Here is a 20,860-nt window from a genome sequence, read left to right on the forward strand (position 1 = left end):
GTCTCCAGTACATGACGAACAACGAGCACCGAATCATCGTGGTGGGCGCGGGCTACGCCGGGCTCACGGCCGCCCTGCGCCTGGCCCCCGGCAACGCCGTGACGCTGATCGCGCCCGGCCGTGTCTTCACCGAGCGCGTCCGGCTGCACGAGCTGGCGGCGGGTTCGCGCGCGTCGGCGGCGCATCCGCTCGCGCGGTTCCTGGCGGGGACGGGCGTCCGGCACGTCGCGGCGCGCGCCGTCGCGCTGGACCCCGAGGCCCGCGAGGTCACCACCGACACCGGTGAGACGTTCGGCTACGACCGTCTCGTCTACGCGGCCGGGAGCCGCACCGCCGCCCCAGACGACCCCCGAGTCCGCACCGTCGAGCAGGCGTCGGACGTCCGGACGCGCCCCGGCACGGTCGCCGTCGTCGGCGGCGGCCTGACCGGCGTCGAACTCGCCGCCGAACTCGCCGAAACAAGGCCGGGCGTCACCCTGATCACCGAAGGCGAACTCGCCCCGGATCTGTCTTCGCAGGCCCGCGCCTACCTCCGCGCCGCGCTGACCCGGCTCGGCGTCGCCGTCACCGAGGGCCGCCGCGTCGCCCCCGCCGACGTGGACGCCGACACGCTCGTCTGGGCCGCCGCGATGACCCCCAACACCGAACCCGCCGTCGCCGCCGGACTCGCCGCCGACGCCAACGGCCGCCTGCGCGTGGACGCCGCGCTCCGCTCGGTCTCCCACCCGGACGTCGTCGTCGCGGGCGACGCGGCCGCGGGCCTCCGCATGGCCTGCGCGACGGCGATCCCGACCGGCTCGCGCGCGGCCTCCACCGTCCGCGCGGAACTGCGCGGGGACGCGCCGGACCCGCTCCGCTTCCGCTACTACGCCAAGTGCGTGAGCCTCGGCCGCTCGGACGGCCTCCTCCAGTTCCTCGACGCCGACGACGCCCCCCGCGACCGCGTATGGACCGGCCGCCGCGCCGCGTGGACGAAGGAGCAGATCGTCCTGTCCACCACCCGCATGATCCGCCTGGCGCGCCGCGCGCCGCGCCTGTCCGGCCGACTTCCCGGACTCGGCTGACGTTTCCGGTCACGTTCGCGCGCCCGCCGTCGTCATCCCGGTGAAGACGACGAACGAAGGAGACGGACATGGAAGCCCGCATGAAGAACCCCGCCACGCTGCTCCCCGGCGTGCTCGGCGGCGTGCAGAGCATCAGCAAGGCGATCGAGAAGGCCGGTCCGTCCGGCGAGCTGCTGGAGCTGGTGCATCTGCGCGCGAGCCAGATCAACGGGTGCGCCGCCTGCATCTACGGGGGCGTGGCGCACGCGAAGAAGGCCGGGGAGACCGACGAGCGGCTGCACGCCGTCGTCGCGTGGCGCGAGGCCCCGTTCTTCACCGACGCCGAGCGCGCCGCGCTGGCGCTGACCGAGGCGGCGACCCGCATCGCGGACCGCACCGGCCAGGCCGTCCCGGACGACGTGTGGGACGAGGCCGCCGACCATTTCGACGAGAGGGAACTCGCCGCGATCATCCTCATGGTCGCGATGACGAACTTCTTCAACCGCATCAACGCGACCGTCCAGGAACCGGCGGGCCAGACCTGGTGAACCCCGTGCGGCCCCGCCGTCCGCCCGCCCTAGCATGGCGCGGGTGGACGGGACGGGGCCGTACTTCGCCGTGGGCGACGGCTACGCGCTCTACCGGGGCGCGGTCGGGGCGGGCGGCGCGCACCGGCACGCCGCGTTCCAGGTGGCCGTCGCCGTGGACGGCGAGGTCGCGATGGACGACGCGTCCGGCGTCCGCCATCGCGGCGCGGCGCTGGTCGTGCCGCCGATGGTCGAGCACCGGCTGCTCCCCTCGCGGGACCTGCGGACGTTCTTCATCGAACCGCACTGCCGGTTCGCGGACGGGCTGCGGACGTTCGGCGGGAGCGGGCTCGTCGTCGCGCCCGGCCTGCGCGGGCTGCGGGAGGCGGACGTCCGCCCCGGCGGCGCGCGCCCGTCCCGCGACCTCGACGGACGGCTGCTCGCCGCGATGCGCACCCTGCTGGACGAGCCCATGCCCCTGCCCGACGTCGCCGCGCGCGTCGGCCTCTCGCCGCAGCGCCTCCGCGCCCTCGCGCGCGCCGAACTGGGCATGCCGCTCGCGCGCTGGCGGATCTGGCGGCGGCTCGCGCGGTCCGCCGAGGCGCTGCGCGCGGGGGACGCGCTCGCCGTCGCCGCCCACGCGGGCGGTTTCGCGGACCAGGCGCATTTCACGCGCGAGATGCGCCGGATGATGGGGATGACGCCCGCCGAGGCCGTCCGCGCGCTGCGCCCGTCAGCCGCGCCGGGCCGTGTAGACGGAGATGGAGCCGTTGACGGTTGAGACGGTCTCGGCCTCCCGGACCTGACGGAATCCGACGTCGGACATGAGGCCGGGGAGTTTCCCGTCCGCGTTGAACTGCGTGTCGTCCTTGCCGTCCGCCAGTTGGACGAGGCGGAACGCCAGCCGCATCGCCTTCGTGCGCTGCTCCCCGAAATCGGCGATGACGAGCCGCCCGCCGGGTTTCAGGACGTCCAGCATCGAACCGAGAATGGCGCGCTTCATCGCCACCGGGCACTGATGCAGCACAAGACTCGACACGACGACGTCCACGGACCCGCTTTCGGTGACACTCGTCAGCGCATCCCCCATCCCGACCCGCCACTCCACCGCGTCGGCTCCTGTTTTCCGCCGAGCCGCCGCCAGTACTTTCGCATCGGGATCGACGCCGATGATTCGCGCCTCCGGCTCGACGCGCCGCAGCAACAGCGCCAGCGACCCGGTCCCGCACCCGACGTCGAGCACGACGTCCCCGCCGCGCACGGCCGCGTGCATGGCGACGGAACCGCGCCACACCCGCTCCCGCGTCAACGCGATCAGGGAGTCATAGACACGCGGCAGCGCGAACCGCCCCAACGCCGGAGTGAAACTCTGCTCGCTCATGACACGAAGTCTCACCGGCGCCCCGAACACCGTCTTGAACGAACCGCTCACTGCGCCGGAACCCTCGTAGGGCCGATGAAGACCACAGGGCAACGCCACCAAGGCGCTCGGCCGGAAGGTCGTTGCGAACCCTCGTAGGGCGGATGAGGACACGACGCCGTGTTCGTCAGCGCTCCGGAGGTGACGTGTTGCGAACCCTCGTAGGGCGGATGAGGACCCCAGGGTAAAGGTGCTGGTCGGGTTGGGGCTAGAGGGTTGGGCCGGGGATGGTTCTGCAATGAACCTTCGGTTGTGCCGGAACCCCCGGAGGTTCGCTGAAAGAACGGAAGTGTTCGCGTGTGGATGGGTTAGAGGTCGAGGGTGTTGGACTTGATGCGGGTGGCCAGGTCTTGGGCGGCGCGGGGGGTCAGGTGGAGGTGGGGGCCGGTCGGGTTCTTGCTGTCGCGGATGCCGACGGTGGTGGTCAGGGCCGCTAGCTCGACGCATTCGCTGCCGGATTGATCGCTGTGGGTGCTCTTGCGCCAGCAAGCTAGTTCGACGCAGTTGCTGCCTGCGGCGTCGCTGTAGCGGCTCTTTCGCCACTGAGTCATTGATGCTCCCCAGTTGGACTGTTGGTCGTCTGGTCCAGCGTCGGGTGGTTGGGGGTCGGGGGCAAGGAAGAGTTTTGTTGCCCTCGTACGCGAAAGGCCCTCCCGGGGTGAGAGGGCCTTGAGTGTTCTTGGCGGGGTGGGTCAGAGATCCAGCGTGCCGGACTTGATCCCGGCGGCCAGTGTCGTGGCCGCCGTGCGGGTGAGATGGAGAGCCGGGCCGTGCGGGTTCTTGCTGTCGCGTACGCCCACGGTGGTGGCCAGGTCGGCCAACTCCACGCACTCGCCGCCTGCGCTGTCGCTGTAGCTGCTCTTGCGCCACGTCGACCGCAGAGTGTCCTTCACAGATCCTCCATCGCTTCTCTGATCAGAGCTTTCGAGTCGGTCTCGATCAGGGCCACGTTGCTGATCCTGTCCCAGGTCCGACGAAGCTGCTTGACCTTGGAGTCTACTGACACGACGTGGCCGTTCTCCTCCGTACCTTCGATGAAGGCGATGTCCGGCTTGTCGTCACGGCTGAACAGCGTGAAGCCGGTCGAAGGGTAGACCGGCGCGTGATGCGGCATGACCCGAACAATGATGTTGGACTCGTCCATCAGAGCGAGGACGTGGGACAACTGGGCCTTGGTGATCTCGGAACTCCCGACGACCTTGCGCACCGCCATCTCGGCGAGCACGATGACCAGCCACGGCGGGTTGTCGCGCTTCAGGATGGTCTGGCGGGCCATCCTTCCCGCCGTCATTTTCTCGACCTCTTCGGTCGGCTGGCTCGTCTCGAAGATCGCGCGAGCGTACTCCTCGGTCTGCAGGATTCCGCTGATGAGGTCGGGGGAGTAGACGCGAGACTCGTCCGCGCCCGCCTCCAGCTCCGCGTACGGCTGGAAGAAGACCGGGATGCCCGCCTTGGCCGCGAGGGGCTGGAGGCGCTGGAACCAGTCGCCCGTCCCGTAGCGCTTGTCGAAGACGGCGGCGAGTTCGGGGGTGGGGGCCTGGTGGCCCAGTTCGATCTTGCTGATGAGGTCGGGGCTGTAGTTCACGGCCGCCGCGAGCTGGGCCTGCGAGATGCGCTCACCGTCGCGGTACTCGCGCAGCTTGTAGCCAAGAAGCGTGGCCGGTGACTCGGTCGGGTCGAGATCTTTCCGGTTGACCATGATCCCCTCCTTCGGCGTTCGACTTGGTCATGGCGTGTTCGGTGTCGAGTTTAATGGTGATCTTGAAGAATGGTGCGGGAACGGCAAAGAAGATTACGGAAGGAGCGTAGATGGACTGCGATTCCGAACAAAACGCCCGAACTGGCCCGCCGTCCGCGCCGCCGAGCAATCAGCGCCGCACATTCCTCGACGCGCTGAGCCTCACGCTCCGTGAGCACAACCCCGGCACCCACTGCGAGGTGTCGCGCTTCAAGGCCCAGCTCCCGCCGCTGCTCCGCGTCTCCTGGCGGGGCGCGTCCCTCGACGTCGGCTGCGACCTCGGCCGCAACGGCTGGATGTTCGTGCGCGGCTTCGACCCGCGCGCCGTCCTCGGCCCGGTCGGCTCGCTGACCGGCGTCGCCCGCACGGTCGCGGAAATCCTCGGAATCCCGCAGTCCCCGCCGCGCTGACCCGCCCGCCCGGCCGCCCGGCGGCACTTCCGCCTCCGGGCCGCCGGGCCGCCCGCCCGCGCCTTCTTCCCGCTTCCCGCCGTGCCCTTCCCGTCCTCGCCCGAAATGGAATTCTCAGTGAACCGGAAAAACCCGAACCCCGCCTTCACCCGCGCGCCCCTGACCCCCGGCATCCCCTGGGTCTCCCACGCCGCATCATCCGGCATCCCCTGGGTCTCCCGCGCCGCGTCGTCCGGCATCTCCCGGATCTCCCGCGCCACGTCCTCCGGCATCTCCCGCGTCTCCCGCGCCGCGTCGTCCGGCATCTCCTGGGTCTCCCGCGCCGCGTCGTCCGGCATCCCCCGGGTCTCGTCACTCATCGCGACCCCTGGCGTCTCCTGGGTCTCCGCGCTCATCGAGTCCCCCGGCACCGCAGCACGCACGACACCCACCCCGCGCCGCACTCCCGACCCGACACCCCGCGTCCGCGACGGCTACTGGCTCAACACCTCGTCCGCCCCCAACCACCCCCGCCCCCCCGGCGATCACCCACGCCGAGCCCGCCCCCACCCCGCAGAACAACACCCGCACGAAAGCCACGCCGCCCGACCGAAACAGCCCCCGCGCCGGAACCACGCCGCCCGACCGAAACAGCGCCCGCACGGGCGTCGCGCCCGCCGGGCGGAACAGCCCCCGCGCGGAAGCCGCGCCGAGCTGGCCGAACGGCGCCCGCGCGGGCGCCACGCCGGCCGGGCGGCACGGCGCCCGCGCGGCAGTGGCGTCGGCCGGGCGGGACGCCGGTCGTGCGGGCGTCGCGTCCGGCGGCCCGGGCAGCGCTCGCGCGGAAGCCGCGTCGGGCGGGCGGAACAGCGCCCGCGCGGAAGCCGCGCCGGGCCAGCCGAACGGCGGTCGTGCGGGCGTTGCGTCGACCGGGCGGGACGGCGCCCGCGCGGCAGTGGTGTCGGCCGGGCGGGACAGCACTCGCGCGGAAGCCGCGTCGGGCGGGCGCGACAGCGGTCGTGCGGGTGCCGTGCCGTGCGGGCCGGACAGCGCCCATGCGGGGGCGACGTCGGTCGGGCAGGACAGCGCTCGCGCGGAAGCCGCGTCGGTCGGGCGGGGCAGCGCTCGGGCGGAAGCGGCGTCGGGTGGGCGGGACGGCGGTCGTGCGGGGGTCGCGCTGGGCGGGTGGGACGGCGGTCGTGTGGGCGTCGCGTCGGGCGGCGCCTGCGCCGAAGTCGGATCGGGCGGGGCGGGGAGTGCGGGCGCTGATCGCTTGGGTGCGCGGGCTGGGGGTGAGCCCGGCGGTTTCGCGGAGAAGGCGCGCGCGGGTGTCAGTGCGCCGGGCGCGGGGGAGGGCGCGGGCGTCGGTTCCGGCGCGGGGGCGGTGCGGCAGGGGAACGCGCGCTCCGAGGTCGCCACTGCGGCGGGGTTGGGCTGCGCGGAGGGCGGCGTCCTGCCGCCGGGCGGGGGCGCGGTCGACGCGGACGCGCCCGTTCCGCCGGGGCCGTGGCGGTTCGGCGCGCCGAGCGGGGAGGCGTTCGCGTGCGACGCGTCCGTCCTGATCGTCAAGGCCGACGCCGAGGCCGTCTCGGGCGCGCGCACGTTCGTCGCCCGCTGGCTCACCGACCACGGCTACCCGGCGGCAGTCCGCGACGACGCCCTCGTCGTCGCCGCCGAACTCCTCAGCAACGCCTACCTGCACACCGCCGGACCCGACATCCTCGTGCGCGTCTTCGGCTGCGCCGCCGGTCCCGTCATCGAGATCTGGGACACCGCCGACGACCTCCCCGAACCCGCCCGCCCCGACGACACCGCCGAATCCGGCCGCGGCCTCACCATCGTCGCCGCCCTCGCCCGAGCCTGGGGCACCGCCCGCCACCCCACCACCGGCAAAGCCGTCTGGGCCCTCATCACCCACGACCCCTCGAAGGCTGGATGAGGACACGAGTGCGCGGACGCCGACGGCGGCACCCTCGGGTTGCGAACCCTCGCAGGGTGGATGAGGACCCCAGAGTAAAGGCGCTGGTCGCGGTGGTCCAGGCGTGGCTGCTTCCGCTTGTTTTTGCAGTGGACCTCCGGTCGTGCTGAAAACCCCGGAGGTTCGCTGCAAAGACAACGCTGTTCATCGGCTGGACTGGGCGGGCGTGGGGTGTGCTCATCCAGTCCAGCATGCCGCCGCGCGGAGCGTGGGTAAGTGCTCAACCCGGCGGCCCGGCTCGGCAGGCCGAATTCAGATCGTGATGACCACCTTTCCGAACGCCTCGCCGGAGGCGTAGTAGCGGAACGCCTCGGGGGCGTCGTCGAAACGGAACGTGCGGTCGATGAGCGGGTGCAGGGAATTCGCCTCGATCGCCTTGTTCATCGCGCGGAAGTGGGCCCGGTGGCCGACCGCGATGGGGCGTATCGTCGCGCCCGCCGCGAAGAGCAGGCGCGGGTCCAGCGGATGGGCCGTTCCGGAGATGAAGCCGACGCACGCTACATGGCCCGCCACGCGGACGGCCGCCAAGGACTGGTCCAGCACGCCCGCGACGTCGATGACGCGGTCCGCGCCGCCGTCCGTCAGGGCCTTCACGCGGGCGGGCCAGTCCGGTTCGGCGCGGTAGTCGATCACCTCGTCCGCACCGAGGTCCGCCAGCCGCGCGGCCTTCGCCGGGCTGCTCGTCGTCGCGATGACCCGCGCGCCGTGCGCCTTGGCGAACTGCAGCGCGAACAGCGACACCCCGCCCGACCCCTGCACGACGACCGTCTGCCCGGCCTGCAACCCGTCCCCGCCCGTCAGGGCGTTCCATGCGGTGACCGCCGCGCACGGCAGCGTCGCGGCCTCCTCGTACGACAGGTGCGCGGGGACGGGCACGAGCCCCCGCTCGTCCACGACGGCGAGTTCGGTGAGCAGCCCGTCGAGCGACCCGCCGAGCTGCGGCAGGTGCTCGACGCCGAACGGCCCGTCCTGCCAGCTCGGGAACATCGTCGCGGCGACGCGCGCCCCGACCAGCGACGGGTCGACGCCGGCCCCGACCGCGACGACGTCCCCGGCCCCGTCCGACACGGGCACGACGTCCGGCTTCACCGGCAGCACGTAGTCCCCGCGCAGCACCATCAGCTCCCGGTAGTTGAGCGAGACCGCCCGCACGGCCAGCAAGACCTGCCCCGGGCCGGGCTCCGGCGTGGCGTGCTCCCGGAGCGCCAGGCCCTCGATGCCCGCCCCGCTGTCGACGTGGTAACTGCGCATGCGGCGTCCTCCATAGATAGACCATTCGATCTACCGCAAGGTATAGAACGGTCGATCTACCGTCAACCCGCAGCAGCGGGCCGGACGCGACGACGGAGATCAAATCCAGCTGTCGAACCAGATCCGCGCGTGCCACGAGTCGTACGGGATCACCTTCGCCGCCAGCACCGGGTACAGGTACGCGAAGTCCACCAGCACCACCAGGACGAACGCCCCGAGCGCCGCCGCGCCCAGCAGGCGGCGCGGCGACGGCACCAGCGCCGCCGCGTCCTTCGGGGACCGCATCGGCGCGGGCCCCGGCGACGGCCCCATGAGGTAGCCGAACGCCAGCACGATCGCCAGGCACATGAACGGGATCATCGGCGTCGCGTAGAACAGGAACATCGTCCGGTGCCGGAACGCCGACGGGAACCACGTCAGCCACCCGGCCGCGTACCCGAGCAGGATCGCGCCCGCCCGCCAGTCGCGCCGGACGATCCACAGCACCGCGACGGCGACGAGCGCCGCGATGGCGCCCCACCACAGCGCGGGCGTCCCGATCCCCAGGATCTCCCGGGAGCACCGCGACGCCCCGCAACTGTTCGGCTCGGTGTAGTAGAACGCGACCGGGCGGCGCAGCACCGGCCAGTCCCACGGCCACGACTGGTACGGGTGCTTGGCCTCCAGCCCGTTGTGGAAGTCCAGCATGTCGTGGTGGTATTTCCACAGGTCCGGCAGCGCCTCGAACGGCCGCAGCAGGACGTTGGACGACACCTGCCCGCGCCCCCACCCGCCGGGCTTGAAGATCCACCCCCACCACGTCGCCAGGTACGTCACGACGCCGAGGACGACGAGCTGGAAGAACGCCGGAATCGCGTCCAGCACCAAAGCCCCGGCCAGCGGCGAGCGGACGCCCGCCGCGCGCCGCGCCCCGAAGTCCCACGCGAGGACCATCAGCCCGAACGCCGCGATGTAGAAGACCGCCGTCCACTTCGTCCCGAGGCCGAGCCCGAGGCAGACCCCGGCCGCGATCCGCCACAGGTGCGGGACGTACGGGCCGAGCGGCGCGACGTCGCCGCCCTCGACCTTCGCGGCGAGCAGGCGGCGGGAACGGTCCCGGTCGAGGACGAGGAAGCCGAACCCGGCGAGTATCCAGAACATGACGAACACGTCGAGCAGCGCCGCGCGGGACGTGACGAACGCGAGCCCGTCCACCGCGAGCAGCAGCCCGGCGGCGCAGCCGAGCATCGTCGAGCCGGTCATCCGGCGGGCGACCCGGCACAGGATCAGGACCGACAGCGTTCCGGCCAGCGCGGGCATGAAACGCCAGCCGAACGGCGTCGCGCCGAACAACTGCTCGCCGATGGCGATCATCCACTTGCCGAACGGCGGGTGCGCGACGAACGCCGGGCCGTCCGCCCAGATGTTGGCGTGCGGGTCCGCGATGAGGAGCTTGTCGGCGTCCTTGGCGGTGTTGTGCTCCCAGCCGAACTTCAGCAGGGACAGCGCGTCCTTGGCGTAGTACGTCTCGTCGAACACGACGGCCTTGGGCTGCCCGAGCCGGTCGAAACGCAGGAAACCGGCGAGCAGCGTGACGAGCAGCGGCCCGATCCAGCCCGCGGCGCGGTCCCGCAGGACCGGCGGGGCGACCCAGTCCCGCAGGGAGCGGGCCGGGCCGGGGACGCGGGGCGGAGCCGGGGCGTAGTCCGTCGTGGCCATTCCGACATCGTAGGGCCGGGCCGGGGCGGACGACCGGCGCGGGACAATGGCCGCATGACGGGGAACCTGCACGCGGGCGCGCTGCTGCTCGCCGCCGCGCCCATCGGACGGCCCGAGGACGCCTCGCCGCGGCTGCGCGAGGCGCTGTCGGCCGCGCCCGTGGTCGCGGCGGAGGACACCCGGCGGCTGCGGCGGCTGGCGGGCGACCTCGGCGTCGCGGTGACGGGCCGGATCGTGTCCTACTACGACCAGAACGAGGCGTCCCGGGCGACCGAACTCCTGGCGGAACTGCTCGCCGGTCGCGACGTCCTGGTCATCACCGACGCCGGAATGCCCGGCGTGTCCGATCCGGGCTACCGGCTCGTCCGCGAGGCCGTCGCGCACGACGTCCGGGTCACGGTCCTGCCGGGCCCGTCAGCGGTCACGACGGCCCTCGTCGTCTCCGGCCTGCCCACCGACCGGTTCTGCTTCGAGGGTTTCCCACCGCGCAAGGCGGGGGAGCGGTCGCGCCGGTTCGCCGCGCTGGCCGACGAGCCGCGCACGATGGTGTTCTTCGAGGCCCCCCACCGGCTCGCGGCGACGCTGGAGGCGCTGGCCGAGGCGTTCGGCGCGGACCGTCCGGCGGCGGTGTGCCGGGAGCTGACCAAGACCTACGAGGAGATCCGGCGCGCTCCGCTCGGCGCGCTGGCGGAGTGGGCGGCGGACGGCGTGCGCGGGGAGATCACGCTCGTCGTCGGGGGAGCGCCCGAACCGGCGGGCCTGTCGGACCCGGCGGACCTCGCGGCGGCCGTCGCGGACCGGGTCGCGGCCGGGACGCCCCGCAAGGAGGCCATCACCGCCGTCGCCAAGGAGAACGGCGTTCCGAAGCGCGTGGTGTACGACGCCGTGGTCGCCGCGAAATAAACAGGACTTTTCGGGCATGTCCCGAGATCGTCCGGCAATGAGACCCGCGAGGGGGGTGGACGACCATGAAGGACACATGGACGAGCCACGAGACCTGGGTCTACGAATGCCAGAACTGCGGCCGCCGCTGGGACGAGCAGTACGACGTCGTCCACGGCGACGACCACCACGGCCACGAGGCGACCGTGTACCAGCGCGGCGGCCAGCCCGCCGTCCCGCCCTGGGTCGAGCACCGGTGCCCGAACTGCCGGAGCGAGAACATCTACACCGCGCCCTACCGGCGCAATCCGGCCGTGCCGCGCTCGCGCCACGGCGGCGACCTGGAACTGGTGTTCAAACTCCGGCGGTTGCACGCTTGGTGACGCTCTCGGCGTCCCGCGCGCCGCGCCGCTGGCGTGCCGCCCCGCCCGGCGGGGACAGCCGCCGCAGCCGCGAGCGGACGGCCGGAGCGAACGACATCCCGGCGGCGAGGCAGGCCAGCGGCACCGTCGGCAGGACGTACCGGTAGTCGAACTCGGCCGTCGCGGCGGGCGCGAGCAGCAGCCCGACCGCGAGCGTCCACGGCAGCAGCGCGACGCCGCCGATCCGCCGCCACATGACGAGCATCCCGGCGAGCCCGATCAGAAGGATCGCGCCGACCATCGAACCGCGCAGGTAGAACACGTGCTGGTAGCCGCGCATGAACCCGGCGAACGGCTCGACGACCTTCGTGCGGGCGCTGCCGTGCTCGTAGGCGATGGCCTCGTCCGCCGCGGTGTGGTCGCTGTCCATCCGCCAGTTCGGCAGCGTCCCCGAGCGCGAGCCGAACTCGTACTGCGCGTACGTCGCCGGATCTGGGAACACCGTGCGCTTCCACTGGAAGACGCGGAAGAAGTCGTGCGCGACGACCTTCAGGTAGTCGCCGGGCTGCGCGAGGATCGCGCGCTTGGCGAAGTCGTTGGCGGTCGCGTTCTGGTCGGCGTTGAACCGCGGCCCGAGGTAGCGGTTCAGCGGCGAGGCGGCGTTCCAGATGCCGTCCTGCGAGTTCGGCAGCCGGTTCTCCGGCTCGGTGCAGAGCGGCATCTCCTCGACCGGCAGGTCCTTGATCTTGTGGCAGTCGGCGAACTTGTACGTCCGCGAGTACAGGAAGATGCCGTTCGACTCGGTGATCGCGAACTTGCCGCTGTCCAGCTTGTACCAGCCCATGTACGCGACGACGGGCAGCGCGCACGCCACCACCGTCGCGAGCAGGACGCGCCAGTTCACCCGGCGGATCAGCATGTAGACCAGGACGCCGAGCAGCACCGGCGCGCCCACCGAGCGCGTCAGCCAGGACAGCCCGATCAGCAGCCCGACCGCCGCGCCGAGCCGCCACGTCGTCTCCGGCCGCCACAGCAGCAGCGTCACCGCCGTGACGACGAGGAACGTGAACTGCACGTCCGACAGGATCAGGTGTTCGAGCTGGATCTGGTACGCGTCCAGCAGCACCGGCACCGTCGCCAGCGTCGCGCCCCACTTCGGCAGCCGGAACCGCCGCCGCAGCACCGCGTACACCATGACGCCCATCGCCAGGCCCATCAGGTGCTGCACACCGGTGACCAGCGCGAAACTGTGGAACGGCTTCAGCACCAGCAGCAGGAACGAATAACCGTCCGGGCGCAGCGGATGCGGGTACGGGCGCGTCGCGACGTGCAGGTAGTCGAAGCTGTCGTTGAAGTACATCGCCGGCGTGTAGCCGATCATCGCGACGCCGCGCAGCAGCGCGGCGACGGCCAGCACGGCGGCGAACAGCGGATGGCGGCGGGCCGTCGCCCACAGCCCGGCGGTGCGGTCGCGCACGACTGACGCCTTCCCGGCGCCGGTGGCCGGACGGGACGTCGCGCCCCGGTCCTCGCCGTCGTCGGCGGTGCCCTTTCCGGTGAGCGTCACTGGCGCGCCAACCTTTCCGGGCGGTCGTGCCCGTATGCTTGTCCCCCAAGCCTGCCGCCCGCGGCCCGCTGCGGCCCGGTCAACAGGTTGCAAATACGCAACACGATACGGACCCCTCTGGCGGAAGTGACGCGCAAGGTCCCTTCCGGGCGGGCATCATGATTGCGTGATCCTCGCCCGCCGGGGCGCGGTCCCCGTCCGCCGAAGGGGGCGGACGGCGAGACAACGAGAGTAGTCGACAGTACCGCAGAGGGTCACCAGCGGTAGCGAAGGAGATCGCGTGGAACTCTCCGTAGTGATGCCATGTCTGAACGAGGCGGAGACGGTCGCGACGTGCGTCGCCAAGACCGTCGCCTTCTTCGAGCGGGAGGGCATCGACGGCGAGGTGGTCATCGCCGACAACGGCAGCACCGACGGCAGCCAGCGGCTCGCCCGCGAGGCCGGGGCGCGCGTCGTCCCGGTCGCCGACAAGGGGTACGGCAACGCGCTCATGGGCGGCATCCGCGCGGCGCGCGGCAAGTACGTCGCGATGGGGGACGCCGACGACTCCTACGACTTCGCCACTCTGGGACCGTTCCTGGAGGACCTGCGCGACGGGGCCGACCTCGTCATGGGCAACCGGTTCGAGGGCGGGATCGCGCCCGGCGCGATGCCGCCGCTGCACCGCTACCTCGGCAACCCGGTCCTGAGCTTCTTCGGGCGGCTGTTCTTCCGCAGCCGCATCGGCGACTTCCACTGCGGGCTGCGGGCGTTCAACAAGGCGTCCATCATGCGGCTCGGGCTGCAGACCGGCGGCATGGAGTTCGCCAGCGAGATGGTCGTCAAGGCGACGCTCGCCAAGTACGACATCCGCGAGCGGCCGACGACGCTGTCGCCGGACGGCCGGTCCCGCCCGCCGCACCTCAACACCTGGCGCGACGGCTGGCGCCACCTGCGGTTCCTCATGCTCTACAGCCCGCGCTGGCTGTTCCTGATCCCCGGGCTGCTGTTCATGACGCTCGGGCTCGTCGCGGGCGTCGCGCTGTCGGCGGGGCCGGTGCGGATCGGGAACGTCGCGTTCGACGTCGACACGCTCGTCGGCGCGGGCGCGGCGATGGTGATCGGGTTCCAGGCGGTGCTGTTCGCGCTGCTCACCAAGGTGTACGCGATGGAGGAGGGGTTCCTCCCCGACGACACCAGGGTCCGCACGCTGATGCGGTGGTGGAGCCTGGAGCGCGGCCTGGTGTTCGGCGCGCTGCTCGCGGTCGCCGGGCTCGCCGGGCTGGCGGCGTCGGTGATGCACTGGCGCGTCCACAGCTTCGGCGAGCTGGACCCGCGGCACTCGCTGCGCATCGTCGTCCCGGCGGCGACGGCGCTGGTGATGAGCCTCCAGCTCCTGTTCGCGTCGCTGTTCGTCAGCATCCTCGGCATCCGCCGCCACCAGCCGCTCGCGGCGGACCCGGCGGCGGAGGCGGCCGACGTGGTGGACGAGGCCGTCGAACGCGTCGCCGCCGAGCAGGCCGTCGTGGAGCCCCCGGCGGAGCCCGCCGGGACGGCCGACGCCGCGCGCGACTGAGCCGCGACTGAGCACCGCGAGGGACGCCCCGCCGACCGCGCCGCCCGGCGCGGGCGGCGCACGGGGCGTCCTTTCGCGTGCCCGGCCGGGCACACCCCCTGTTTTCGGCCGGGTCGGCACGTCTCGTAACGTAGTGGACACGATGTGTCCGTCTCGCCGAGAGATTCCTGACCGTTCCGCCCGGTTCGTCGGACGGTCGGCCGGAGTGTGCCAGGCTGGCGCGGTCATGTGCCCGACGCGCCCGCCGCTCCCGCGGCCCCCGATCCCCCGTCCGGCCCCGGCCCTTCCGGCACGGCGCGCGGGCCGCCCCGACCGCCCCCCGGTGATCCTCCCGTGACGCTCTCGTCCTCGCCCTCCGCCCCCGCGACGACCGCGCGGGAGGCCCCGCCGCGCCGCGCCGCGCCCCGGCTGCGCGCCGCGCTCGCGCCGCGCGCGCTCGTCCGCAGCCTGCCCGTCGCGCTCGTCCTCGGCTGGGCGCTGCAGGTCGCCCTGCGGCTCTGGTTCTCGCGCGGCCAGGCCGTGCCCGTCGCCAACCCCGACGAGCTGGGCTACATGTTCTCCGCGCGCGTCCTCACCGGCGGGCCGGGCGCGGACCTGTCGTACGGGACCGTCTACCGGGGCGGGTACCCGCTGCTGCTCGCGCCCGCGTACTGGCTCGCGGAGCGGCCCACGGCCGTGTACGAGATCGCGCTGGTCGCCAACGCGCTCGTCAGCGCGCTGATGATGCCGCTCGGGTACCTGCTGCTGCGCCGCCTCGGGCTCACCCGCCGCCGCGCGTACCTGTTCGGGCACGTCATGGCGGTGCTCCCGGCCGTGCTGTTCTTCTCCGAGTTCGCGCTGACCGACGCGGTGCTGCCGGTCGTCACGCTCGGCTGGCTGCTGTGCGCGCACTCGTGGCTGACCGGGCCGGCCGGGCGGTGGCGGTCGCCCGCGCTCGCGGCGGGCGCGTCGGCGCTCGCCGCGTACGCCTACGTCTGCCACACGCGCGGCGTGCTGCTCCTCGCGGCGCAGTGCGGGCTGCTGCTGCTCGCGGCCGTCCTGCGCTGGCGGCGGTGGTACGTCCAGGCGGCGGGGGTCGCGGCGCTCGGCGCGGTGGCGGCCGGGGGGCTGTCGATGAACGGGCGGCTGCTGCCCGTCCTGTACCCGCACGGCGACAACAACCTCGGGCACAACCTCGTCACGCGACTCACCAGCCCGGACGGGTGGGGGTGGACGCTCGGGCTCGCCACCGGGCAGCTCTGGTGCCAGCTCGCGATCACCGGCGGCGTCGCGGGGATCGGGCTGCTCGTCCTCGGACGCGTCGCGCTCGGCCGGGACACGCCGGGGCCGCTGCGCGCGGTCGTGCTGGCGCTGCTCGGCGTCAGCGCGGGCATCGCGCTCGCGACGTCGGCGGCGCTGCCCGACGAGCACCGCATCGGGAACTACGTGTACGCGCGCTACCTTGCGCTCGTCCTGCCGATCCTGTTCGCGGTCGGGATCGCGACCGTGCTGCGCGCGCCGCGCCGGACGCTCGTGCGGCCCGTCGCGGGCGCGGCGGCGCTGCTCGCGGCGACGGCCCTCGTCGTGGACCGGTTCGCCGGGTCGCGGCTGTCGACCTACGACTACAACCCCTACGACTTCCCCGAGACGTCGCTGATGACGTGGAACTGGCACGAGTTCCGGCTGTGGCCCGCGACCGTCGCGGGGCTGGTGCTGCTCGGGCTCGTGTACCTCGCGTCCCGGCCGCCGCGCTCCGCGCCGCTGCTCCTCGGCGCGCTGTTCACCGCGCTCAGCCTCGCCGTCGTCACGACCGGGCTCGACCGGATCTCCGCGCCGCTGAACCGGCACTTCCTCGCCGTCAGCGACGTGTCCGACCTCGTGCCGCGCGGAGCGCGCCCCGCCGTCGCCGTGGACTGGGCGATCCCGTGGAACCTGCGGCTGCCGCTCAGCTACCAGGTCTGGTGGACGGGCCTGACGGGGTACAGCGCGGCGAACTCCGCGCCCCCGGCGGGCACGGGGCTGGCGTTCGCGGCGTGGGACGGCGAGCAGGACCCGGTGACGACGTGGCACGGCGGCGCGCCCGCCGGTTGGCGCGTCGCGGACGCCCGGCACGGCGCGGACGGCGAGGGGCCGGGCTGGGTGGCCTGGGTGCCGGAGCGCTAACGCGCGGCGGGCGGGTTCCAGAGTTCCAGGACGCCGTCCGACGAGTGCCAGCGCAGCGTCCAGCCCTCCTTGGCGGAGGGCCGCCAGCCGCCGAGGCTCTGGCCCTCCATGCCGCGCCAGTGCGTGTAGAGCGCGGGCGCGGTCGGCGGGGCGGGCGTGGGCGCGGGGAAGTACTGGTCGTAGTCCTGGACGCGGCCGTGCCACACCGGGTCGCCCCACGGCGTGCGCGTGTAGAACGTCAGCGTCTGCGCGAGGCGGCGGTCGGCGGTGAGGACGGGCAGGTCCGTCCGGCCCGTGAGGTACGTCCGCAGCTCGGCCCACGCGGTGTCGCGCGGCAGGCTCGGGACGGCGCGGACGGCCGCGACGACGTACACCGCGCTCAGCGCCACCGCGACGGCCGCCGCGACGGGCCGCAGCCGCCACCGCGCGACCGCGTCCGCCGGGACGCGGCGGGCGAGCAGGATCAGCGTGCCGCAGCCCCCGGCGAGCAGCGCCGGGAAGATCCCGAACCAGTACCGCAGCAGCCAGGCGCGCAGCGAGATGCTGTTCGGGTCGAGGACGCCCGCGAACAGCGTCAGCGGGATCGCGAGCGTGAAGAACCACACCAGGCACAGCGCGAGCCGCCGGTCGCGGGTGACGACCCAGCCGACGACCGTCAGCGCCAGCGCGCCGACGAACACGGTGCCGAGAGCGTTCCAGTCGTGCATCGCGCGCCAGAACGACTCGGCGGCGAGCGGCCGCGTCACGTAGTCGCGGGACTGGCCGCCGTGCTCGGCCGCCGACAGGATTCCGGCGAGCGGGTCGCCCCACACCAGCGTGTTGTGGACGAAGTCGAACACCAGGATCACGGCCATCGGAATCCCGACCGTGATGTTGCGCCGCCACGGGATGCGCAGCAGCGCCAGGTACGCGGGGATCATCAGGAACAGGAACGCCAGGAACTCGCGGATCAGGAACGACGAGCCGAGGCACGTCCCGGCGAGGAGCAGCATCCGCGTCTGGGCGCGTCCCGTCCGCCGACTCGCGACGACGAGCCCCGCCATCCCGATCGCGAACAGCCCCGCGCCGGGCATGTCGGGCAGCATCACGCCCATCGACCAGGTGATCTCGTGCCCGAACGGGTTCGTCAGCGTGAAGAACGGGTGGACGATCAGCAGCAGCGCCGACGCGACGCCCGCGACGTCCCCGAACATGGACCGCACCAGCAGGTACACGCCGACGAAGAACAGGCAGCTCCCGCCGAACGCGACCGTGTAGTACGCGACCTGCCCCGGCCCCAGGACCTCCTGCGCGAGCCGCGCGGGCAGCAGCAGCCCGATCCGGGTGACCTGGTGGGGGACGTCGGAGAACGGCCACCTGTCCAGCGGGACGTCCGGCCAGTCGCGCGCCCCGAGCCACACGTAGTACGGGTCGAAGTACAGCGGCGGTGTCTTCACCGCCCACTGGGCGGCGAGCGCGCACACCGCGACGAGCCCCGACAGGGCGGCGATCCGCCGCCCGTGCCGCCCCCCGCCCTCGGTGCGGTCCCCGGACTCCGAGCGCGGCGCGGTCTGGATCATCCCCGGTCGTCACCTCCGCGTTGCGGGACGGCTTTCGTCCGCCAGGTCAGGCTATCGAGGCGGGCGCGGCAATCCGTGCGGAGCCCGGCGCGCCGCCCTCTAACCTTGTCTACATGTCGAGCCGCCACATCCTGACCGCGCCCGCCTGGCCGTACGCCAACGGGCCGCGCCACATCGGCCACGTCTCCGGGTTCGCCCTGCCGAGCGACATGTTCGCCCGGTACCAGCGCATGGCGGGCAACCAGGTCCTCATGGTCAGCGGCACCGACGAGCACGGCACGCCCATCCAGGTCCAGGCCGACTCCGAGGGCGTGACCGCCCGCGAGCTCGCCGACCGGTACCACGACGTCATCACCGCCGACCTGCACGGCCTCGGCATGTCGTACGACCTGTTCACCCGCACGACGACGCGCAACCACTACGCGGTCGTGCAGGAGGTGTTCAAGGGCCTGTACGACAACGGCTACATCTTCCCCAAGACGACGATGGGCGCGATCTCGCCGTCCACCGGGCGCACCCTGCCGGACCGGTACATCGAGGGCACCTGCCCGATCTGCGGGTACGACGGCGCGCGCGGCGACCAGTGCGACAACTGCGGCAACCAGCTCGACCCGATCGACCTGATCAACCCCGTCAGCCGGATCAACGGGGAGACGCCGAAGTTCGTGGAGACCGAGCACTTCATGCTCGACCTGCCCGCGTTCACCGACGTCCTCGGCCGGTACCTGAACGGCAAGCAGGGCCAGTGGCGGCCGAACGTGCTGAAGTTCGCCGTCAACCTGCTGGACGACCTGCAGCCCCGCGCGATCAGCCGCGACCTGGACTGGGGCGTCCCGATCCCGCTGGACGGCTGGCGCGACAACCCCGCCAAGAAGCTGTACGTCTGGTTCGACGCGGTCGTCGGGTACTTCTCGGCGTCGGTGGAGTGGGCGCGGCGCAGCGGCGACCCGGAGGCGTGGCGCGCCTGGTGGCAGGACCCGGACGCGCTGTCCTACTACTTCATGGGCAAGGACAACATCGTCTTCCACGCGGAGATCTGGCCCGCGATGCTCTACGGCTACAGCGGCGCGGGCGACAGGGGCGGCAAGCCCGGGTCGCTGGGCGCGCTGAACGTGCCGACGGAGGTCGTGTCGTCGGAGTTCCTGACGATGGAGGGCCGCAAGTTCTCGTCGTCGCGGCAGGTCGTCATCTACGTGAAGGACTTCATCGCCCGCTACGACGTGGACGCGCTGCGCTACTACATCGCGGTGGCGGGGCCGGAGAACAACGACACCGACTTCACCTGGTCGGAGTTCGTCCGCCGCAACAACGACGAGCTGGTCGCGGCGTGGGGCAACCTCGTCAACCGGTCGGTGAACCTGGCGGCCAAGAACGTCGGGGCGATCCCGGCGGCGGGCGACCTCACCGACGCGGACCGGGCGCTGCTGGCGCGGAGCCGGTCGGCGTTCGACGCGGTGGGGGCGGAGCTGTCGCGGTCGCGGTTCCGGAACGGGATCACCGAGGCGCTGGACGTCGTCCGGGACGCCAACAGGTACCTGTCCGACCAGGCCCCGTGGAAGCTCAAGGACGACCCCGAGCGCGTCGAGTCGATCCTGCACGTCGCGCTCCAGGTCGTGGACGACGCCAAGTCGCTGCTCACGCCGTTCCTGCCGAACTCGTCCCAGCGCGTGTACGAGATGCTGGGCGGCGAGGGGACGTGGAGCGGGATGCCGCGCGTCGAGACGGTGTCGGAGGACGGCGGCCCGGACTACACGATCCTGACCGGGGACTACAAGACCGAGGCGAAGTGGGAGTCGGTGCCGATCCGGCCGGGCGTGCCGCTCGCCAAGCCGACGCCGCTGTTCACCAAGCTCGACACGTCCGTCGTGGATGAGGAGCTGGCCCGCCTCGAGGGAAACGCGTGAGCGACGAGCCGTTCCCGGCGCTGCCGGAGCCGCTGCCCGCGCCGGTGTTCGACAGCCACTGCCACCTCGACCTGGTGGGGCTGCCGGTCGAGGAGCAGCTCGCGTCGGCGCGGGCGGCGGGGATCGCGCGGATCGTCACGATCGGCGTGGACCTGGAGTCCTCGCGGCTGTGCGCGGAGACGGCCGCCGAGTTCGACGACGTGTACGCGGGCGTCGCGATCCACCCCAACGACACGACGGGCGTCACCGACGCCGTCCTGGACGAGATCGCGGCGCTGGCGGCCCTCCCGCACGTCCGCGCGGTCGGCGAGACCGGCCTGGACTACTACCGCGACTGGGCCGGCAAGGGCGACCAGCACCGCTCGTTCCGCGCGCACATCGACATCGCCAAGCGCACCGGCAAGGCGCTGGTGATCCACGACCGCGAGGCGCACGACGACGTCCTCTCGATCCTGGCGGACGAGGGCGCGCCGGAGCGGACGGTGTTCCACTGCTACTCGGGCGACGCGGACATGGCCCGCATTTGCGCCGACAACGGGTACTTCATGAGCTTCGCCGGGAATGTGACGTTCAAGAACGCCGAACCGCTCCGCGACGCCCTCCGCGCCGCCCCGCTGGACCTGCTGCTGGTCGAGACGGACGCGCCGTTCCTCACCCCGGTGCCCAATCGGGGGCGGCCGAACGCGTCCTACCTGATCCCGCACACGCTCCGGCTCATGGCCGAGGTCAAGGGCGTCGATCTGGCCGAACTGTGCGCCGCGATCGACGCCAACGGAGTCCGCGCCTTCGGCCCCTGGTGACGGCCGGAATTTCCGGATAAGTGGCAAGTAAGGGTGGATTGCCGC

At 72.6% G+C, this 20,860-nt stretch carries 19 protein-coding genes; 11 read left to right on the forward strand and 8 right to left on the reverse strand.

Features of this window, described 5'->3' with window-relative positions; translation table 11 throughout:
• The first annotated feature begins 11 nt into the window (after positions 1–11).
• From G339_RS0101075 to G339_RS0101085, 3 genes are all read left to right on the forward strand, one after another.
• Positions 12–1,064 (forward strand): NAD(P)/FAD-dependent oxidoreductase, encoded by a 1,053-nt coding sequence (locus G339_RS0101075; RefSeq protein ID WP_026341035.1) that lies wholly within the window; start codon positions 12–14, stop codon positions 1,062–1,064.
• A 68-nt stretch (positions 1,065–1,132) separates the two neighbouring features.
• On the forward strand, positions 1,133–1,591 hold the full coding sequence (locus G339_RS0101080; RefSeq protein WP_019629231.1) for a carboxymuconolactone decarboxylase family protein: 459 nt from the start codon (positions 1,133–1,135) through the stop codon (positions 1,589–1,591).
• Between the two features lie 34 nt (positions 1,592–1,625).
• Entirely contained in the window at positions 1,626–2,351 is a 726-nt protein-coding gene (locus G339_RS0101085; RefSeq protein WP_019629232.1) for a helix-turn-helix domain-containing protein, read from the forward strand.
• On the opposite strand, the gene G339_RS0101090 is transcribed toward G339_RS0101085, so the two are convergent.
• The 4 genes from G339_RS0101090 to G339_RS0101105 form a co-directional block, all read right to left on the reverse strand.
• Positions 2,304–3,104 (reverse strand): methyltransferase domain-containing protein, encoded by an 801-nt coding sequence (locus tag G339_RS0101090; RefSeq protein WP_205625463.1) that lies wholly within the window; start codon positions 3,102–3,104, stop codon positions 2,304–2,306. The genes G339_RS0101085 and G339_RS0101090 overlap by 48 nt on opposite strands.
• A gap of 194 nt (positions 3,105–3,298) precedes the next feature.
• Positions 3,299–3,541: a DUF397 domain-containing protein gene (locus G339_RS0101095; RefSeq protein ID WP_019629234.1), complete on the reverse strand. Its 243-nt coding sequence runs from the start codon at positions 3,539–3,541 to the stop codon at positions 3,299–3,301.
• Between the two features lie 141 nt (positions 3,542–3,682).
• The gene (locus G339_RS0101100; RefSeq protein WP_019629235.1) at positions 3,683–3,883 is read right to left on the reverse strand and encodes a DUF397 domain-containing protein; all 201 of its coding nucleotides are present in this window, start codon (positions 3,881–3,883) and stop codon (positions 3,683–3,685) included.
• Positions 3,880–4,689 (reverse strand): helix-turn-helix domain-containing protein, encoded by an 810-nt coding sequence (locus tag G339_RS0101105; protein WP_019629236.1) that lies wholly within the window; start codon positions 4,687–4,689, stop codon positions 3,880–3,882. The genes G339_RS0101100 and G339_RS0101105 overlap by 4 nt, the downstream gene beginning before the upstream one ends.
• 110 nt (positions 4,690–4,799) lie before the next feature.
• Between G339_RS0101105 and G339_RS37325 the strand changes: the two genes are divergently transcribed.
• Positions 4,800–5,138, forward strand: coding sequence for a hypothetical protein (locus G339_RS37325; RefSeq protein ID WP_084693062.1), 339 nt, complete (start codon positions 4,800–4,802; stop codon positions 5,136–5,138).
• A gap of 1,363 nt (positions 5,139–6,501) precedes the next feature.
• Positions 6,502–7,056: an ATP-binding protein gene (locus G339_RS37330; protein WP_019629238.1), complete on the forward strand. Its 555-nt coding sequence runs from the start codon at positions 6,502–6,504 to the stop codon at positions 7,054–7,056.
• A gap of 291 nt (positions 7,057–7,347) precedes the next feature.
• On the opposite strand, the gene G339_RS0101120 is transcribed toward G339_RS37330, so the two are convergent.
• Both G339_RS0101120 and G339_RS0101125 read right to left on the reverse strand, forming a co-directional pair.
• Positions 7,348–8,346 (reverse strand): zinc-dependent alcohol dehydrogenase family protein, encoded by a 999-nt coding sequence (locus G339_RS0101120; protein ID WP_019629239.1) that lies wholly within the window; start codon positions 8,344–8,346, stop codon positions 7,348–7,350.
• A 99-nt stretch (positions 8,347–8,445) separates the two neighbouring features.
• A complete protein-coding gene (locus G339_RS0101125) occupies positions 8,446–10,044 on the reverse strand; it encodes a dolichyl-phosphate-mannose--protein mannosyltransferase (protein ID WP_019629240.1) in 1,599 nt (532 codons plus the stop codon).
• Positions 10,045–10,098: 54 nt separating this feature from the next.
• Between G339_RS0101125 and rsmI the strand changes: the two genes are divergently transcribed.
• Entirely contained in the window at positions 10,099–10,947 is an 849-nt protein-coding gene (gene rsmI, locus G339_RS0101130; protein ID WP_019629241.1) for a 16S rRNA (cytidine(1402)-2'-O)-methyltransferase, read from the forward strand.
• A gap of 65 nt (positions 10,948–11,012) precedes the next feature.
• Entirely contained in the window at positions 11,013–11,309 is a 297-nt protein-coding gene (locus tag G339_RS32120; RefSeq protein WP_033322017.1) for a hypothetical protein, read from the forward strand.
• Here G339_RS32120 and G339_RS0101140 read toward each other — a convergent pair.
• On the reverse strand, positions 11,281–12,855 hold the full coding sequence (locus G339_RS0101140) for a hypothetical protein (protein ID WP_019629242.1): 1,575 nt from the start codon (positions 12,853–12,855) through the stop codon (positions 11,281–11,283). The two genes, G339_RS32120 and G339_RS0101140, sit on opposite strands and share 29 nt — an antisense overlap.
• Before the next feature lie 280 nt (positions 12,856–13,135).
• On the opposite strand from G339_RS0101140, the gene G339_RS32125 reads away from it, so the two are divergent.
• Both G339_RS32125 and G339_RS0101150 read left to right on the forward strand, forming a co-directional pair.
• Positions 13,136–14,410 carry a glycosyltransferase family 2 protein gene (locus G339_RS32125; RefSeq protein WP_205625464.1) on the forward strand — a complete coding sequence of 425 codons (1,275 nt, stop codon included), beginning with the start codon at positions 13,136–13,138 and terminating at the stop codon, positions 14,408–14,410.
• A gap of 333 nt (positions 14,411–14,743) precedes the next feature.
• A complete protein-coding gene (locus G339_RS0101150) occupies positions 14,744–16,552 on the forward strand; it encodes a hypothetical protein (protein WP_019629244.1) in 1,809 nt (602 codons plus the stop codon).
• On the opposite strand, the gene G339_RS0101155 is transcribed toward G339_RS0101150, so the two are convergent.
• Positions 16,549–18,111: a hypothetical protein gene (locus tag G339_RS0101155; RefSeq protein WP_019629245.1), complete on the reverse strand. Its 1,563-nt coding sequence runs from the start codon at positions 18,109–18,111 to the stop codon at positions 16,549–16,551. The genes G339_RS0101150 and G339_RS0101155 overlap by 4 nt on opposite strands.
• Before the next feature lie 113 nt (positions 18,112–18,224).
• Here G339_RS0101155 and metG point away from each other — a divergent pair, with 113 nt between their 5' ends.
• A complete protein-coding gene (gene metG, locus G339_RS0101160) occupies positions 18,225–20,015 on the forward strand; it encodes a methionine--tRNA ligase (protein ID WP_019629246.1) in 1,791 nt (596 codons plus the stop codon).
• Positions 20,012–20,815, forward strand: coding sequence for a TatD family hydrolase (locus G339_RS0101165; protein WP_019629247.1), 804 nt, complete (start codon positions 20,012–20,014; stop codon positions 20,813–20,815). The genes metG and G339_RS0101165 overlap by 4 nt, the downstream gene beginning before the upstream one ends.
• Positions 20,816–20,860 lie beyond the last annotated feature (45 nt).

The sequence above is a fragment of the Actinomadura atramentaria DSM 43919 genome, from assembly GCF_000381885.1.
In the GTDB taxonomy this organism is placed as follows: Bacteria; Actinomycetota; Actinomycetes; order Streptosporangiales; family Streptosporangiaceae; genus Spirillospora; species Spirillospora atramentaria.